The organism is Enterococcus caccae ATCC BAA-1240, from assembly GCF_000407145.1.
Lineage (GTDB): Bacteria > Bacillota > Bacilli > Lactobacillales > Enterococcaceae > Enterococcus_L > Enterococcus_L caccae.
Genome location: NZ_KE136472.1, coordinates 378,734 through 396,448 on the forward strand (window position 1 = coordinate 378,734; position 17,715 = coordinate 396,448).

At 33.8% G+C, this 17,715-nt stretch carries 15 protein-coding genes; 5 read left to right on the forward strand and 10 right to left on the reverse strand.

Annotation, left to right across the window (positions count from 1 at the left end; genetic code table 11):
• Positions 1-144 precede the first annotated feature (144 nt).
• Positions 145-1,458, forward strand: coding sequence for a glucosaminidase domain-containing protein (locus I580_RS01695; RefSeq protein ID WP_010773044.1), 1,314 nt, complete (start codon positions 145-147; stop codon positions 1,456-1,458).
• Between the two features lie 306 nt (positions 1,459-1,764).
• Here the strand turns inward: I580_RS01695 and I580_RS01700 are convergent, their stop codons facing one another.
• The 8 genes from I580_RS01700 to I580_RS01730 form a co-directional block, all read right to left on the reverse strand.
• Positions 1,765-2,352: a YcxB family protein gene (locus tag I580_RS01700; RefSeq protein ID WP_010773043.1), complete on the reverse strand. Its 588-nt coding sequence runs from the start codon at positions 2,350-2,352 to the stop codon at positions 1,765-1,767.
• A gap of 287 nt (positions 2,353-2,639) precedes the next feature.
• Positions 2,640-4,301: a recombinase family protein gene (locus I580_RS01705; protein ID WP_010773042.1), complete on the reverse strand. Its 1,662-nt coding sequence runs from the start codon at positions 4,299-4,301 to the stop codon at positions 2,640-2,642.
• A 241-nt stretch (positions 4,302-4,542) separates the two neighbouring features.
• Positions 4,543-5,352: a replication-relaxation family protein gene (locus tag I580_RS01710; protein ID WP_010773041.1), complete on the reverse strand. Its 810-nt coding sequence runs from the start codon at positions 5,350-5,352 to the stop codon at positions 4,543-4,545.
• Positions 5,353-5,487: 135 nt separating this feature from the next.
• Positions 5,488-7,671: a type IV secretory system conjugative DNA transfer family protein gene (locus I580_RS01715; RefSeq protein ID WP_010773040.1), complete on the reverse strand. Its 2,184-nt coding sequence runs from the start codon at positions 7,669-7,671 to the stop codon at positions 5,488-5,490.
• Positions 7,672-8,035: 364 nt separating this feature from the next.
• Positions 8,036-8,203, reverse strand: a complete 168-nt coding sequence (locus I580_RS16885; RefSeq protein WP_010773039.1) for a hypothetical protein — start codon at positions 8,201-8,203, stop codon at positions 8,036-8,038.
• Between the two features lie 66 nt (positions 8,204-8,269).
• On the reverse strand, positions 8,270-8,509 hold the full coding sequence (locus I580_RS01720; RefSeq protein WP_010773038.1) for a hypothetical protein: 240 nt from the start codon (positions 8,507-8,509) through the stop codon (positions 8,270-8,272).
• A gap of 14 nt (positions 8,510-8,523) precedes the next feature.
• Positions 8,524-8,823, reverse strand: coding sequence for a hypothetical protein (locus I580_RS01725; RefSeq protein WP_010773037.1), 300 nt, complete (start codon positions 8,821-8,823; stop codon positions 8,524-8,526).
• 159 nt (positions 8,824-8,982) lie between these two features.
• Entirely contained in the window at positions 8,983-9,282 is a 300-nt protein-coding gene (locus I580_RS01730; RefSeq protein WP_010773036.1) for a hypothetical protein, read from the reverse strand.
• A 197-nt stretch (positions 9,283-9,479) separates the two neighbouring features.
• On the opposite strand from I580_RS01730, the gene I580_RS01735 reads away from it, so the two are divergent.
• Both I580_RS01735 and I580_RS01740 read left to right on the forward strand, forming a co-directional pair.
• Complete coding sequence (locus I580_RS01735; protein ID WP_010773035.1) at positions 9,480-10,421, forward strand: hypothetical protein; 942 nt, start codon at positions 9,480-9,482, stop codon at positions 10,419-10,421.
• 504 nt (positions 10,422-10,925) lie between these two features.
• Positions 10,926-11,252 (forward strand): hypothetical protein, encoded by a 327-nt coding sequence (locus tag I580_RS01740; RefSeq protein WP_010773034.1) that lies wholly within the window; start codon positions 10,926-10,928, stop codon positions 11,250-11,252.
• A 231-nt stretch (positions 11,253-11,483) separates the two neighbouring features.
• Here I580_RS01740 and I580_RS01745 read toward each other — a convergent pair whose 3' ends face one another.
• Positions 11,484-13,454 (reverse strand): LPXTG cell wall anchor domain-containing protein, encoded by a 1,971-nt coding sequence (locus I580_RS01745; RefSeq protein ID WP_010773033.1) that lies wholly within the window; start codon positions 13,452-13,454, stop codon positions 11,484-11,486.
• A gap of 253 nt (positions 13,455-13,707) precedes the next feature.
• A complete protein-coding gene (locus tag I580_RS01750; RefSeq protein ID WP_010773032.1) occupies positions 13,708-14,340 on the reverse strand; it encodes a recombinase family protein in 633 nt (210 codons plus the stop codon).
• Positions 14,341-14,478: 138 nt separating this feature from the next.
• Between I580_RS01750 and I580_RS01755 the strand changes: the two genes are divergently transcribed.
• Both I580_RS01755 and I580_RS01760 read left to right on the forward strand, forming a co-directional pair.
• Complete coding sequence (locus tag I580_RS01755) at positions 14,479-15,261, forward strand: Hachiman antiphage defense system protein HamA (RefSeq protein ID WP_010773031.1); 783 nt, start codon at positions 14,479-14,481, stop codon at positions 15,259-15,261.
• Positions 15,258-17,690, forward strand: a complete 2,433-nt coding sequence (locus I580_RS01760) for a DEAD/DEAH box helicase family protein (RefSeq protein ID WP_034860466.1) — start codon at positions 15,258-15,260, stop codon at positions 17,688-17,690. Before I580_RS01755 ends, I580_RS01760 begins: the two co-directional genes overlap by 4 nt.
• Positions 17,691-17,715 lie beyond the last annotated feature (25 nt).

Sequence of the window (17,715 nt, forward strand, 5' to 3'; positions counted from 1 at the left end):
AGGTGAGGGAGATTCAGTACTTTAAAATTACGAAAAAGTCATCCATCCGCTTAGATCAGCAGATTTAAGGAGACAGCCTAAAAAATGAGTGATGGTTGTAAGAAACAACTGAATCTTTAATACATGTGAGAGGAACTAAAATGAATGAAAAGAAAACTATTATCATTCCAGATGATTTTTGCGTTGCTCAGTGTTAACTTAGCGCCTGTGATCAGTCATGCAGATGAATTAACTCAGTCGGAGTCAAATGTTGTTGAAGAAGGGACGACAGAAACAACCGAAACACCTTCCACAGAAGCAACGACACCTACGACAGATTCATCAACATCAACATCAGAAACGGAAACAGGAACGACAGAAACATCAACTGATACGACTACAGAATCTTCAGAAGCCGTACAGCCTCCTGCCAATAGTCATGAGGAAGTAGTACCCGTGGCACCACAACCAAGTGCGCCTGTTGAAGCAACAGCAGAAATATCACAGCCAACTCCTGTATATGATGCGACTGCACAATTGAACCAAGAAATCAAAGTCGTAAAAAATGAACCAACTGAAACGTTTATTCGCCGCATTGGTGAAAAAGCTCGTGCCGTCGGACAAAAGAATGATCTTTATGCATCAGTCATGATTGCCCAAGCTATTTTGGAAACAGGATCAGGCAATAGTGATTTAAGTCAACGGCCGTATCACAATCTGTTTGGAATTAAAGGGGAGTACGAAGGAGAGAAAGTTGTCTTTTCTACTCAGGAAGATGATGGTTCTGGTAAGTGGTATACAATTGATGCTTCTTTCAAAAAGTATCCTGGATATAAAGAATCATTTGAAGATTATGCCAAACTAATGAAAGAGGGCATAGATTCAAACAACAGTATTTATTCAGGAACTTGGAAAACCAATGCTGTGAGCTATCGCGAAGCAACAAAGGCATTAACAGGTGTCTATGCAACGGATACTAGTTATGACCAAAAACTTAATGCATTTATTGAAGAGTATGATTTGACAGAATACGATAAGGAAAAACCATCAACTTCAACGAGTGGTATTATTGTAACGGATAGTCATCCAGACAGCGATTTCAAAGAATATACTGGAGAAAGTTATTCAGGATCTGAAGCCTATGCAGCAGGAAACTGTACACAATATGTCTATAACCGTATCCTTCAATTAGACGGTTACGTTGAAACAACAATGGGGAACGGAATGGACTGGGCCGCTACAGGAAAAGCCAATGGCTATGAGGTAACGAATAAACCAAAAGCGGGTACAGCAGTTAGTTTCCAACCGACTGTGGCTGGAGCAGATGGAACGTATGGACATGTGGCATTTGTCGAGCATGTTTATGCCGATGGTTCTATTCTGATTTCAGAGATGAATGTTGCTGGTTTGGGTATGGTTTCGTTTAGAGTAATCGACAAAGATACAGCGAATACTTTAGCTTATGTGACACCAAAATAAAAAAATAAGTTAATGATGGTGTCGAGTGAAAACACTTAGCCTCATCATTAACTTTTTTATTTTAATAAATTGATTTATTTACTTTTTCTTAACTATTCTATAGAAAACCTAAATGATTTGGGCATAGATTCTTCAAATTTTCACGTTATTATAGTTACATACCCAATAACAAACCCAAACTAAACACTTTTTCATTTTTACTCCTCAAGTAAAAAGAACTCCTTGCCACCGCCCACCCAGCGGTGGTTATTTTTTTTGAAGTTGCGGGTAAATTGACTGACATTTTTATTTTCCGTTAATATTTGATTAGTTCCAAAAGTCATAGGAGTCAGCCATTTTTTCAGTAATTATTTGCTTTAATTTTGAAAGTTGTTCTTGGCTTAATTCTTCTTTTTGAATTAATAACACAGAAAATGAATTTAGCTGTAAAGCAATAAATGCACTGGTTTCAATGCAAGTTGTGAATATTGACCACTCATAAGTAGAAACTGACAGTTTCGTGTTCACTTTAACGGCTTCACTTGAAATCATAAAGACTTTTTCAACAAAAAATGAGCTGTTAGACGGATCTTTTAAACTTTTTTTTAGACGAAAATCAATTTCTTTATAATAGATAAGGAATAATTCTATACCTACTATCAAAAAAAGTAAGCCACTATAAAAATATAGCGGACAATAATGTAGTATGTCAGCTAAGTTGACTGATGTAAAAGTGAAAGAATCTTGTTGGAAAAATGTCCAGATTAAATAAATAGAAATGAGAGATAGAAAAAAGCTAATAATAGATAAAGTGACAAGTAAAAATCTTCGACGTTTATATTTCTTTTTCATATAAATCTTATTAAAAGCTAGCCAACTATGTTGAGTCAAGGTTTGTGTGAATTTTAAGTCCATTTTTATCATCTCCTACTATGGATTATAGCGTTTACTTTGTTAAAAAGAAAGGAGTCGTAATCATTTAGATTATGCTAAAAAAAAGTGAGTGGGACATAACTCTTCGAGTCATATCCCACTCACATGGAATCCGGATAAACGGTGGGAGCAGAAGCAATCCCTTCGGAAATAAGCTGAAATTCACAAAAATTTAAAGAACAATTTTCGTGAATTCCTTCTTATTTAGCTAGGTATCCATAACCTACTAAATTGAGGTACTTCCCGACAAGAGTTAGCTTGTCGGGTTTTTAATTTGTTCTTGTAAAATCAACTAAGTTACCAACAAAGTTGTAGTAAATATCTATTTGTTGCGTTCGCTTGCCAGTGCTTTTATCTGGTTTGTGAATTTCTATTCGGTCAATTAGTTCATTCACTATATTAAGCGAAAGTTCTTCAAGTGTAGTATATTTACGTACTACTTTTAAGAATTTTTGAATACTCTCAGTTTCTTCTTTTTGTTTAGAAAGTTGACTCTCTAAACTGATAACTTCTTGATTTAAATTAGTTTGTTCAAATTCATAATCTTTTGAGAGAATTTCAAATCGTTCATCTGAAAGCTTGCCTAAAACATTATCTTCATATAGTCGCTTGATAATGTTATCAAGTTCGTTTGCTCGTTTCTTTGCTTCTATTATTCGCTTTTCGGCTTTCCTTAACTCTTTTTTCTGGTCGGTTTTGGCTCGCTTAGCTAAGCTTTCAATGAATTGTTTTTCATAATGTTTTAAAAACTCAATTTTTTCATTAATATCTGCTAAAACAATTTCTGTTAACTTAACCTCCCGAATATAATGAGCTGTTTTACAATTAATAAAACGATTGCGAAAACCAGAACAAACATAACGCTCTTGGTTAGGTGAAACACTTTTTCCAGTACAAAAGTAGTGACGACTTTTACAGTCAGGACAATAGACTAAGCCAGAAAACAAACCAACTTTATTTGATTTTGTATGTCGCCGCCGTTGTTGTCTCATCTTCTGCACAATGTCAAACTCTTCTTGACTGATAATAGCCTCATGAGTATTTTTAAATACTGCCCAATCTTTGGGGTCATTCCAGATTTTCCGTTTATCCCTGTAGGACTTTGTATAGGTTTTAAAATTAACAGTATGACCTAAATAGTCAGGTCGTTCAAGAATCCTAGTCACACCGTTTGCATGCCATTCACAAGTTGGATTACTATTCTTTGTCTTATATTCTTTTACCGTTGGAATTCGTTCTTCTCGCAATTTATTTGCAATTTTACTTGGTCCAAAACCGTCTAAACAGTAACTAAAAATTTTTTTGACAATTTTAGAAGCTACTTCATCTAATAACAAATGGTTCTTGTCCTCGGGGTCTTTAATATAGCCGAATGGGGCATGAGTTGCAATACGTTCACCAGCCAGTCCCTTGGCTCGTTGCACAGTTCGAATTTTCTTACTTGTATCTTTAGCGTAAAATTCATTGAAAACGTTACGAAAAGGGGCAAAATCTATCTCAGTTGCATCTTGTTTGTCAGAGTCTACACCGTCATTAACTGCAATAAAGCGAATATCTAACTTTGGAAATAGAATTTCTGTATATAGCGCTACTTCGGCGTAGCTTCTTCCGAATCGTGATAAATCTTTAACAACAAAGGTTTTAACCTCACCGTTATTGATTAGATCTAAAGCTTCTTGAAAGCCTGGGCGATTGAAATTCGTTCCTGAATAACCATCGTCAATAAATACTTTCGTATTATATAGTTGATTATCTCGGGCAAACTTTTCAAGCATAGCTTTCTGGTTAGTAATTGAATCACTGTCACCGTTAGTACTATCTTCTTGCGACAATCGGCAATACAAAACGGTGATTTCTTGTTTACCTTTATTTCTCCTAGAATGATTATGATTTTGAATTGTCAATGTACGTTGTAAGGTGTCTAAATTCATGATGTTTTTCTCCTTTCGAAGAAGTCATGAAAACCCTACGGCTACCTACTATTATACCACTTTTCGGGTTTTACTTATAGCGGTAGCCGTAAGTTTCATCGTTATTTATTTATCTTTTTCAAGCTCTCTTAGCATTAAAGTAAACAGAATATTAGCAATGTTTCGATTCGAATTATCTTCTAAAAACGAGTTGATAATATACGTTTTCTTACCATCCTTAATTACTTTGGTTGAGTTCTTTTTATATGTTTTGTTTGTCATCAGCCTCGCTTTCATTTCGATAGACAAAATCACTAAATTCATCCAGTGTTAGCACTTCAAACAGTTGCCAGTAGTTATCTAGTTCAGTGGTCAGTTTATTCTTAATCGCTAGCTTCCGTTTGTCGTCTGGCACAAGCCAAATAACAAGAGGAAAAATTCCATGGATATTTTGCGCAATACCTGAATTATAGTAGGCTATAAACTGCTTACTTTTGTTTAATATTCGGGTCAAGCTTTCTGTGCTACAATCTAGCTCAATCATATATAGGTCTTCGTATTCATCTAGTATCAGATGGACGAATAAGTCTGGCTTTAAGAATTGAGCAACACCATTTTTTGAATAGGTTCGCCAACACTGCGGTTCAAATTCAACTTTCTCTAGTTCCATATTTTCAAACTCACGATCTAGTTCTTTGAGTTGGGTATATACTTCTGTAATTGCTAGTGTGTGCTTCAAGTGGTTAGAACTTGGTTCATACGCATTACGACGAGAATCGTTAATAGTATCATCAACTTGCTTGAGTAGTTTCACGCCATTATTTCCTAGTGTGAACACATACGAACCAGAGCCCGCTCGTGAACCACCGACTCTTCTATCTAAATGCCGAATAAGTTTTAATTCAGTTAGCTTCTTAGTAGTTCGATTGGCTCGGCGTAAACTAGTGGCTTCGGTTGGACTATCTGAAAAGAATAATCGGGCGATTTGTTTGTTGCTGGCATAGCGAGCAAGGTAAAGTAATTTTAGTATTTCAATGTCTATTTTGTTTAGATTTTTTATTATATCTTTCATGGTAGTTTCCTCCGTAATTTAGTAATAAAAAGCGTAGTAAGTCGTGTGCAAATAAGCCGTTAAAAGTCAGTTTTAACAGTAGTTTGCTTGAAATTGTTCATCAGCGCGACCCGCAAAGCGATACGCTAATAAAAATTAAGTTGTTTTACGCTTTTTTCTGCCAATATCCTTGATTGGTTTGCTGTCTTTTTTCTGGTCATTAAAGCCGAGTAGCTCCATAAATTCTGCTTCAATCTCTTTTGACTCTCGACCATAATTTTGCATACTCTGGTTGTAAATTTCGGTCATCTCTCTGATTGGTTTTATCGGCGGATAGGATTTTCCAGATAGCCAACCTGTCATTTTTCCATCTATTAACAAATTAGCGTACAAGTGGTAGCGTGGCAATTTGTAAAAATCGAGTGCGGTCAGTCCGTCAGATAAGTTCGCCATTTGTTTAGCGTCGTCCATTTCTAATCCAAAGCAAATTTTATTCTTGCAGTTGGCATCAATTCCAGCTTTAATTTCAGGTGATAATTGATGTCTGTATTGGTGGCTTAAAGTCAGCCCGATACCAAGTCCACGACTTTGACTCAAGGCATCTGATAAATCAGTTGGGAGCCTCAAGTAGTCTTGTAGTTCGTCAATGATTATGGAAATAAAATGTCGCTTCTCAGGCTTAATTTCGGCTCTTTTTAAAGCGAATGTCCATGTCAAACCAACTAATAATGAACCGATTAGCTTAGCTGTTTCACTGCCGATTACACCCTTATTTAACTTGACCAAAATGATTTTCCGCTTATAAAAGAGGTCAGTTAACACGAATTTAGAGTTTAGCTGACAAATCGTATTTCTAAGTTGTGGCAAAAGTAAAAATTGACGTGTTTTATTTAAAACAGGGGCAATGAGTTGTGATTTTTCGCCACTCGACAAGTTTTCAAAAGACTGCCAAAATGGCTCAACGCCTAAAGGGTCTTGAATATCTTTTAAAATCTTATCTCTATACTTTTTATCTGTTAAAAGTGGCGTAAGCATAACTAAACTAGCATTCTTTGTTTTGGCAAGTGTTAGTAAAGCATTAGACAGTACGTCTTGACTCCGAATGCCCCAGTTGTCTTTGAATATATCCTTAAACACTGAAAGAATCGAGTCAGCAACTAGTTCGGGTGAAACACCAGTATCTATGAGTGAGAATGGATTAAACCCAACTGGAAAATGAGAAGAGGGGTCAATTACCACCACATCGTTTTTACGATGCTCTGGTAAACGTTCTAACAGGTCATTTACAAGGTCAGTCTTAGGGTCAATCAACAGAACACTACGCCCAGCCTTACAATCTTCTAGCGAAAGTGTCAATAATATATTACTTTTACCTGAGCCAGTAGGTGCGGTCAATACGGTATGCTGTAAGGCAGATTGCTCTGAAATTGCTAGTTCTTTTATATCGTTATGACTACCGCCAGTCACCGTACAGCCAAAGGCTCTTGGTGCTCTTGACTTTAGCCATAAAGGTGGTAAATTAAGTTTAGGGGTTACGCTACTTACTCCTGGAAGTTCTTCGCTGTCAAATGGCGTAAGCCAGAAACAGCCAAGCTCTCGGGCGGATAATCTTAGCGGATAGTGCCAAGGAGTATGAGCGTGCCCTAATAATGAATTTTTTGTAGATTTTAAAGAGATACGAGCACCACTACTTTCTAGTATTCTGAGGCTACTAAGCATTAACTGTATTAGTTCTTGCTCTCGTTTGAAACTACCCGAGGCAATCCCTAACCTAACAACCGATTGAAATTGACTATATTTTTGTTTTTCCTTGAGTAGTTGCTTGTTTTCTGGCGATATTGGCGGTAAATTTCCGCAAATGATTTGCCAGACCGTTACACTTGGGTCAACTAGGTTGTCTGTATTTGCTGGTTTAGGCGGGCTAGAAGCCCCCACGATGACTTGTAAACACATTTCCTCATTCTTAGTTAGACTAGCCATAGCGGATAAGCAAGCCCTCGTCATACTGGTTATGTCCGTTGTTTTAAGGGCTAAGTTCCGATAAGTGATTTTTAATTCTTTTGTTAATGTCATATCTTTTCTCTTAGCAATTGTTGAGTTAGAGAAAGATAGGCTGATGGCATGAGAGTTGAAAATCTTTTTTATTTTTATCTCATCTGTTTCCTCTAAACCTAGTAAATATCTGATTTTACCTTTTCCGTTTCCTCGAACCTCCCAAACAATTTGTTTTCTTCTAGTTAGTCCAGATAGATGGGTGAGAAGATTAAAAATCTCGTCTACTTCAAACGGTCGTTGAAAGACTACCTCACGCCAAACTAATTTATTATATTTTCTTTTCATACGTTCACCTCCAATCTTGTTTTACTTTGATTACCCGATAGACGATTACACCAACGGTATATAGCACGACTAGGATAATCAGGATATGCGACACGTCTGCAATTAGTCTTGCACCCCAATTTATTAAAATGGCAGCTACAACAAATAGCAGAATGTAGCGGAATATTGTTTTCATTACTATCAGCAACCCTTCATAGTTTGTCCTTTCTCGTTCGTTACATGCTGGGTATTTAAACAGAATATACTTACAAAATGCAATCTTTTTATGATTTGAACTTAAACCGATACGAAAGCTGTTTACAGATTAAAACAGGCATATTTTGCATGTGTTTGTTCGGTGTAGTTTTTAACACCACGTTTTCACTTACGGTGGTATATCTGGCTCTTTTTCGACTGCGTTTTTCAGTCCAGTGATAGTAAACGGATTACCCCAGTGAGAATAGAAGTCAGTTACTGTTTTAGCATTAATGTTATCATTCTGTTCTTGTTTTATTTCTTCGTATAGGTTATTGAAATTGAAACTCTTACTCATAGTTGATTCACTTCCTTTTAAGGGAGGTGCTAGCCATAAAGCTAGCACCATATTTTAGTGTTTATATCATCTGTCATCTTTTCTTGCGGTGTCATGCATCATTTGCCTAAATACTTGGTAGCGTGTATCTGACCTTGCCTTAGCTTCGAGATATTGAGCCATACGAATTTCATCATCGGTATACTGGCTTTCAACTGGTTTATTTTCTTTTCTCGGACTAGCTACTTTATTCCATACAAAACCTATAATCTCTAAAACAACATAGAAAATACCTATTGCACATAAGAAGAATAGAATATCACTCATTTTTAATGTCCTCCTTATAATAAATCTTGAGCAGTTAAATACGTAAAATAGTCAGCAAGATATCGCAAACGACTGCTAGCTTCTGGATTTTGCATGGACAGTTCGGCAGCCTGTAAAGAGATGCTAGAAACTTTCTGCATACCATCTGAGAGAATGAGCTCACGAGCAGTATTTTTCTTTAATTGACCTTCCACTTGACGAGCCAATTCTAAAGAGTCAGTCTTAATAATTAACTGCTGAGTCGGTGCGGTTATCTCATTACTTACATTTACACTTGATAGAAAACTTGCTAAATTATTTGTTGGTGTTGTCATGATAAAAACCTCTTTCTTTTTTGATTTTAAGCAAGGCGCCTTTGCTTGAGTCTATTATCCAAATTATTTGATGAAACAAACAGTCTATTTTTGAGAATTATTTGAGAACTTTCTTGACTAAAAAAATCGCATACTTTTTTAAGTATGCGATAAAAGGTACTAAATATTTAGTTTGTCTAATTGTAATTTTTGAAAAAGTAAACCATTTTTACCTGAGTATTCAAAAGGTCCTTCCCAACAATAATGAATTTCAAATTGCTTAAATAATCTCTCTAGGCGTTTAGGTTTAGGATATTGAACAAGATCGCAGATTTTATTTATATTCATGCTTTCAAGATAATATAAACGCAAAGCAATCGTTTCTTTTTCCTCAACAAATTCATATATTTTTGTAAAATGAGAGAAATTATTGATTTTCCATTCAAACCTAGAACGATCAATTATTCTTATTTTGGTCATAAAATTGACCTCCTTTTTTAGATTTGGCTCATACGAATACGAGCCATAAAAACACTCGTACAGCGCAATAGAATTGACAAATCTAACTGTTGAATTATATCACCATACGTAAAAAACACAAGTTTAAGCACTTTACAAAAAACGGTAGTTACAATAACGAACCATTTGATATAATAAACTTACAAGGTGGTGATAATGTGGCAAAATTGCATTTTAAACATTTTATTGATGTTTTAGATGCTTGTAAGAAAAATAAGAATGGACTTCCAAAAGTACAAATACCTTTGGACTTATTAGACTTTATAGCATTGAACCACATTCGACAAAATCGTGGTGAAGACTTCTTACGAATAACAGAAGAAACACGAGCACGAAAATTTTATGGAGAAAAACCAACACCGATACCCACGCGTTATTTGAAAGCAGTTTATCCACAAACTCTATTCAAGGAAAAAGAACTCTTTACTGACATGAAAGGGTTTTTGAAGCACTTCAAAAAAGAGATGCTAGTTCATCGTTTACGATCTCTTATAAAATCAGATATTGAATTGGAAGAGGAAGATAGTATTGAACTTTTAGGGTGGGCAGATAAAAAAACAGCAGATGAGTTTTTAACCTATCTATTTATTGATATAGTGAGATTTAGAGGCAATGATGCTAGCACTGAAGAGGATGATGATTTTTTCAGCTTAGAAGAACGTATCGAGAAAGATTTTGATAATGAAAAACTTTTATCTTACGCAAAAGAAGCCATTTCTATTCAGAATTATGTACTTACAGAAAAAGTACTATACAAAATGAAAAATCATATTTATTTACATAAAGCTTTAGTCTATTTATCTGGCGATGAGATATTATCTGTATCAAAAGAGTGCCGACAGTTGTTTCATAATAGATTTACTCAAATGACAAATGATCGTTACCGCAAACAAGTAATTGTAGATTGCTTACAACAAGGGTATTTTAAAGAAAATAAAAAAGAACTTCTACAGCATTTTGAATACTTTAAAAATAATCTTTATATATTTGAAACATTAGAATTTATGATTGTAGAACTAGGTTTAAATAAAGAAGTTAATCAATATCAGAAGTTTTTAACAAATAGACGGTATCAAAAATACTTAACAGAACTGATATAAAGCAAAGTAAACTTAAAAATTGGATAGATAGTGCCATTAACCAACATTTTATTTTAAAGTGTTGGTTTTTGTTCTATACAGAATAGTAATACTTACTCTTATTAATATTATTCTTTATTCTATAAAGAATAAATTGACTTTAAAAATTGGGTATGCTATTAGTTAATATAGGAGATCGGAGGTGAAATAAATATAAGTAGGAAACCTATTTATTATGCTTTACCATCAAAGAAGCCTTTTTATTATGTAGCTCAAATAGGGAGAAATGTTTACTACGATTTTTCAATAAGAACTATTTTTCATCATGTCTTTCCAGTGAAAGATCTTATTGGCTATGTTCTCCCAACGGAGAAACCAGCTTATTATATTTTCTCAATATGGCGACTAATTTGTTATGACTTCTTGGTAAGAAAACCTATTTGTTATGTCTTCCTGAGAAGGTAGCCGTAATAGATAACAAAAAGTTATTTATTACGGCTTCCTCTAATAAGGAGGGCCTAGCAAATGAAAAAAATCAAAGAATTATTAAAGAAATTAGCTAATGAAATTTTTCAAGGCGTTCTCGATGAGGCCGGTGGGACAATATTCCGCTACCTAATGAAATTACCGCGTCTAATGAGATCCCGCACTATTTTATTAGTTACTGGATTTGCTTTTCTAGTTACTTTATTAGTTTTTTTATTTAATTACTTTAAGAAACAGAAAAGAAACAAGAAAAAAAGGTGCCCCTCAAAAAATGGAAAACGTCAAAATAAGAACAAGAAAAAAGACGCTCCCTCTAAGAGGAAACGCCCAAAAAAATCTGTTAAGAAAAATACACGTAGAAAATGATTTTTTCTTAACTGTTCAAGAGTTCACCTTACAGGTGAGCTCTTGTTTACTTCCTAATTACAAACGTTAGTTCTTAATTAGGACTTTTATAGTTTAACAGTTTTATAAAAAAATACAAGAAAACAGTTTAAAAATAGAGCTATTGTTAAGTTAGAAATCGAATAGTACTTTCAATTCTATATTCTAAAAGCAATTATCATATTACAATAATTGCTTTTAGGTAGTTGATAGCTATATCTCTTTTTGTTTTCTCTTAAATACAGCTACTAACATTCCACCAAGCGTAACAAGTCCACTTAAAAACATGATATAAGATTCTTTTTCACTTGTTTGTGGTAAGTTTTTATCTGACTCTTGATTTGAGCTGTTATTGTTCTTAGCGTTACTTGCTTTTTGACCTTTGCTGTTAGCGTTAGTACTGCTGTTATTTCCAATATTATTTTTACCGCTACTAGAACCAGACTTGTTATCGGTGTTAGTTCCTGAACCATTATTCCCACCAGCTTCTGGTTTTTCTGGATTTGGCACTGTCGTATCTTTAGATACAGTGACGGTTAAACCAATTATTTTAGTAATAGCTTTAGTTTTACTTGTAAAAGTAACTTCTCTTGTTCCTTCTTCTCCAAACTTAATATTATTATTGGTAATGACGTCAGAAGCATTTGAGCTTGATAGATTGTATCCTTTTGGGATAGTAATATTCTTATTTAGCTTCACGCTATCATCACTGAAAGTGATTTTTTCATCGACTCCATAAGCTTTAGATTCGCTTTGTTTTGCTGTTGTTTCACCAGTTACAATCCATTCGGTTGATTTAATTGTTGGTGGTGTAGGTTTAATAGTTTCTCCTGATACTACCACCGTTAGCGATTCAGAAGTGGCAGCACCAGACAATTGATAAGTTCCAGCTTTAAGGAATTTTATTTTTCCAGCAGTAATATCCGCAGCAGATGGGTCTGAAATTACAATTGGGTTATTCGTTTCAAAGTTTAAATAATCGATTCTAGGATCACCATAATTAAAGTAGGTCGTTGATTCCATAATATAGTCTTTAGTTTCACCAACATTAGCAGTTGTTGCACCTAAGATGATAACATCATTCATAGTAGCCATGATTTTTTCGTAGTTGAATGTAATAACTGCTCCTTCGCTTGCGGACGCAATTGTTTGAGAAGCATCACTAGTTCTATAGAACTTAGGTCCAGTTGACTGTGTAAACGTATCTGGCGCAGTGGCAGTGAAAGGCTTACCTTCAATAGCTTCTTGCGTCAGAGTATTGATAGTTCCATTTTCAGGGTTAACGTAATTGATAGTGATATTTACTTTGTCTTCTGGATCAGTTGCTAAAACTAACTGGTCGAATCTGTAATTAAGTTCACTAATTACCAGTGAGTAATTAGCATACGCCCAGTAATATCGGTCAATTGTGTAAGTTCCATTAAAAACTTTATTGCCTAATTCTAGCATTTGCTCTAGAGTAGTACCATCTGATTCACCTTCAAACAAGGCAAAAGATTCAGGCGTGTATTTTTCTTTGTTAGCTTTAACTTCCTCAGCTTTATCTAAGACGTCTTTTAGAACAGATGAATCTAAGCCAAATTCGTCCAGTGTTTTAAAGTCATTCGCGATCTCATTTCTCAAAGCCTGCAAATCACTTAAATTCTTTTGTAATTCTGGAATAGCATAGCTATACCAAGAATCCCAGCCAGATGAATTTATATAACTTTCCTTAGAGGAAATTATATTATTATAGACTGGCTCAAGAGATTCATACCTTTCCCGATATTCAAAATCTCTCGTGATTAGTTCTAAATCTGTGAGTAAGGCTTCTATGTCTGCACTTAGTTGCTTGATTTCTGCATCTTTAGCTGGGTCTTGTTGTCCAGTAGCTTCTGCTACTTCTTTTAAATCAGTTTCTTCCTCTGGTTTAGCTAGATTAGGAACTATTTCAGGGAGTGGTTCTTCTTCCTTAGTTATATCATTGTTTTCTGTGTCCTCTAACTTTAAATCTTCTGTATGTTCTTTCTCAACTACTGCTGGGGCAACTTCTTCTGTTACTGGTACTTCTTCCATATTTTCCGCAAGAGCTTTGACCGCTCCAATCGCTAAAGGGCAAACTAACATTGCTACAGTAGCAAAATTAGCTATTTTCTTAACTCGTTTGTTACGAACTAATCTTGCAATACGTGTGTTTTGTTTCACTCTTCATTTCATCTCCCTATTGTGTTTTAAAACCATTTTTCCATTGAGTAAAGCTACTTTTCACCTCCGTTATTAGACTGTTTCAGACGAACGCTTGGACAAGTACACAAAAAACACCAATCTAGCAAGGTGAAAACCTTGTTAAACTGGTGTTAGTCAGTAATTTATTATATGTAAGATTGCTTAGTTGTGCTACTTGTTCAGACGTTCGTATAAAAAAGAAATGGTTTCATTGAAATCATACCACAAATAACTAGCGTTTAGTAGTAGAAATTTTACCATTCCTTCTGGATATACCATGATTCCTAGCGACTTTGTAGACAGAGCTTTCACTCACTTTGCATCTTTTGGCAATTGTTCTAACGGGTATACTATTTAATTGGTATAGGTCTAATATTTCTTTTGTCTTCTTTTCTGAGAGTGATGGATTGCCAAGAGTAACGCCATTCTCTTTAGCTTTCTTGAGACCTGCCTTAGTTCTCATTCTAATATTATCTAGCTCAATTTCAGCCACGTAGCCCAGGACAATGCAAAGTAAACGTCCAGTCAGTGAATCTGTTTCAATGTTTTCTTGTAGACTTATTAATTTAATATTGTGTTGATTTAATTCATCAATTAACGAACCTAGTTTACTCATGATTCTAGTTAGACGATCTAGTTTGTAAATGTATAGAGAAACTTGCTTACCTTGGTTAGTCAGCCCCTTTGCTAGTTCAATGGCTTTGGCTAGTTCTGGGCGGTTATCGTTGCTTCCGCTTTGTCTCTCGCTAAATAATACGTCACAGTCCGAAAGAGCTTCCGTCTGGATTTCGACACTTAGGCGTTGACGGTCGTCTAAAGATGATACTCGAATATAGCCTATCTTTACTTTGTTTGATTGTTTCATTTTTTACCTCCATTTTCACTTTTATCTATATAATCGTACGACGAGATAGCTAAATAAAGTATATTTAAAAAAATAAATATTTATTTCAATATAGATGGTATAATATTACTAAAGTAGATATTTTGAGGAGGACAAAAAATGAATGGCATCACTGAGAAAATTATGGACAATCATTCTATTTTCTATATTGAGTCATTAACTAACGAACTTAAATTAAAGATAAAGGACGAATTAGTAGCTTTATGTCATGGTGAAGCTCACAGAGACTCAACCTTTCCAATTCACTCAATATCAACAACAATCTTAGAACTTCTAAAACGTTATCCAGCTGAAGAGAATAAACAAAAAGGTTTTATAGGGGAAATTTTACTAAATATAGTCATCAGAGAATACTATGATAATTTTGAAGTGACTTCACCTTTTTTTAACAAAGAAGAGGCTGGGTCAGCAAAAAAAGGCTTTGATATTATTTTATTTGATAAGAATGACAAAAATGTGTGGATAACTGAATCTAAAGCTGGAAGCGTTAGCAATACAATTCCACAAACTGTTGACGAAAAAATAACTGAACGATTAACAACAGCAGAGAGGGATCTAAATACTCGATTAAATGAAGATAATCAGACTATTTGGATGAATGCTCTTAATGATGTTTTAATTTCTATGAATGAAAGCGACGAAAAAGAGGTCGTAAAATCTATAATTGGACTGGGTAATACAAGTAGTACTAAATCTTGTGTCATTCTTGGAGGAATAGCTTTTCATGATATTAATGAAAAGTTTCATGAAGATACAATTTTAAGAAAACAAGATAACGTTGTCAATTCTAAAAAATTTTCCAAAGTTAAATTAATTGCCATACAAAAGAACACTTATAAGAAAGTAACTGAATATTTAGAAGAGGTTGGTGATACTTGTTGAAAAAAATAACGTTAAGTAGGCTAAAGAATACAGAATTTCCTACAATCTATAATCAACTACTTCTTTCTGACGAATTAAATGAGAGTCAGTTGAAAACTATTTTAGCTTTATCAATGGCATTTATTAAATTTCAAAATAAAGAGATTAACGATTTGGGCTATAGGCTAATACTTCTTTATAGTAGAAAAACGAGAGACTACAAGCCATTATATGAAATAAGTCAAAACAATGGATTGATTCCTATATCGAAATATATTTATTCGTTTCTCGGATACGGAGATAAGTATGGGAATTTACAGACCGAAATAAATGATATACAAAACAATAAATACCAAATAAACAATGTATATCGCACTAAAGAGCAGAAAAATCTTATTGACTTTACTTATGAAAATCAGCAAAGGTCCAAAGTGATTATTGCTCCAACATCATATGGAAAAACAGAACTTATAATTGATATGATCCAAAAAAATGAAAATTATAATATATGTATTGTTACTCCCAGTAAATCATTATTAGCTCAAACTAAAAGACGAATAATGAAAGTAATTGGTAATAAAAAAATAATAACTCAGCCGGAAATGTATTCCGAATCTGAAGATAGAGTTGTTGCTGTACTTACTCAAGAAAGACTACTAAGACTGCTGCAACTTCATAAAGAATTATCTTTTGACATGTTAATCATTGATGAAGCTCATAACTTATTAGAAAAATCTCAAAAGGATAGTAAACGTAGTATTCTTTTAGCTAGTGTGATTATTTTATGTTTTTCCAAAAATAATAATCTAATTTGTAATTTTGTGACACCTTTTATGAAATCTTTGGATAATTTAAAAGTAAAATATACTAATATTGATTTTGTTTCACATATTGTAACAGAATTTGTAAAGTCTGAATTGTTCTATTTTCATGATATACGCGAAGGAAAAGAAGAACTATACGATCAGTATATGAACAATTTTATTCCGACTAAAAACAATAGTCGCTATCAGACAGATAGTGAACTTATATTAGCAAAAGCCGATGAAAAAAATATCATTTATTTAAACAAACCCAAAGACTTGGAGAAATTTGCGGAAGAGCTAAGTCAAAATAAAAATATTATTGAATCTCCGATTATAAAGAAAGCCGTTAGTGATTTAAAAAATTTTATTCATCCAGAATATAATTTAGCACGATTTTTAGAGCATGGTGTTATATATCACCATGGAGCTGTGCCAGAATCGGTTAGATTTTTTATTGAAGACTTGTATGTAAATAATCCAGAATTAAAGTTTCTTATAGCTAATTCAACTTTGCTTGAAGGTGTCAATATTCCTGCTACTAAAATGTTTATTTTAGATCCATTCAAGGGTAGAGGCTATATGAATCCTTCATCGTTTAAGAATCTTATTGGTAGAATTTGTCGTTTTAGTGAAATTTTTGATGACGAAAGAGGTAATTTAGACTACCTACTTCCAGAGGTTCACATATTAAAAGGACAGTATTGCTTTAAAGATTTTACCCCCAAAGGATTTATAAGAAAGACAAAATGCTCTGTCATTGCTGATTTTGATGACGTAAATGAGAACCCTTTACTTGAGAATTCTATCTCTGATGCTGAAGAAATCACCGATGCGAATGAGTTCATTGAAAATATAAGTGATAATAGCATTGTTGATATACCTAGCACAAGAAAAGTAAATACATTTTTTGGTAAACTCTGCTTTCAGAACAACATAAATATATTCGATATAGTTACACACGAAGAAGAAATCACTGCCGAAATAAACGATTTATCTTATATAGCAACAGACTTAAACATCGTCTTTGATCTTTTAAATTATATTTTCTTCAAAAGAATGAGTGAAGAGATAAACTCTAATAGCAACATAAGACGCCTTCAGGATGTTAAAGCCAGAAATTTCTACAAAATGATTTTAAACTGGAGAATGTTAGGCATGAAAACATCTGATATGGTTTTACAAATGTTGGCTTATTGGCAAACTCTTGAAAATGATGAGCTAACCTATGTTGGTAGATGGGGAGACGAAAAACGCGGTGGATTTAGAGAATTATGGACAATAGTAGCTAATAAAAGTAATTCAGAAAAAGTAAATCTAGCAATTGTTAGGCTCAAAGAAGAATTTGATTTTATTGATAATGAGATAATTAAATATATAGAAGTTCTGTACCAACTTGAACTCCTTGAAGAAGAATTGTATCTTAAATTAAAATATGGAACTAGCGATGCAGATAAAATAGCATTGATTAATTGTGGAATAAGTAATTACTTATCAGATTTATTGAGGGAGAAATATAGTGATTTCTTTCAAATTAATCTGGAAGAAAACAATGTGACGTTTAATAAGCAGATAATTGAAGCAATGGAAAATGAAAAAGAAAACGGCGTTCTTATAACAGAAGTTAAAATTAATTCAAATTTATAATCATCTTTAGAAATAGAATGATTTA

Bases quoted from the DNA above. Each gene is read 5' to 3' on its own strand.
- I580_RS01695 (WP_010773044.1), top strand. From the start codon at position 145: ATGAAAAGAAAACTATTATCATTCCAGATGATTTTTGCGTTGCTCAGT.
- I580_RS01700 (WP_010773043.1), bottom strand. From the start codon at position 2,352: ATGGACTTAAAATTCACACAAACCTTGACTCAACATAGTTGGCTAGCT.
- I580_RS01705 (WP_010773042.1), bottom strand. From the start codon at position 4,301: ATGAATTTAGACACCTTACAACGTACATTGACAATTCAAAATCATAAT.
- I580_RS01710 (WP_010773041.1), bottom strand. From the start codon at position 5,352: ATGAAAGATATAATAAAAAATCTAAACAAAATAGACATTGAAATACTA.
- I580_RS01715 (WP_010773040.1), bottom strand. From the start codon at position 7,671: ATGAAAAGAAAATATAATAAATTAGTTTGGCGTGAGGTAGTCTTTCAA.
- I580_RS16885 (WP_010773039.1), bottom strand. From the start codon at position 8,203: ATGAGTAAGAGTTTCAATTTCAATAACCTATACGAAGAAATAAAACAA.
- I580_RS01720 (WP_010773038.1), bottom strand. From the start codon at position 8,509: ATGAGTGATATTCTATTCTTCTTATGTGCAATAGGTATTTTCTATGTT.
- I580_RS01725 (WP_010773037.1), bottom strand. From the start codon at position 8,823: ATGACAACACCAACAAATAATTTAGCAAGTTTTCTATCAAGTGTAAAT.
- I580_RS01730 (WP_010773036.1), bottom strand. From the start codon at position 9,282: ATGACCAAAATAAGAATAATTGATCGTTCTAGGTTTGAATGGAAAATC.
- I580_RS01740 (WP_010773034.1), top strand. From the start codon at position 10,926: ATGAAAAAAATCAAAGAATTATTAAAGAAATTAGCTAATGAAATTTTT.
- I580_RS01750 (WP_010773032.1), bottom strand. From the start codon at position 14,340: ATGAAACAATCAAACAAAGTAAAGATAGGCTATATTCGAGTATCATCT.
- I580_RS01755 (WP_010773031.1), top strand. From the start codon at position 14,479: ATGAATGGCATCACTGAGAAAATTATGGACAATCATTCTATTTTCTAT.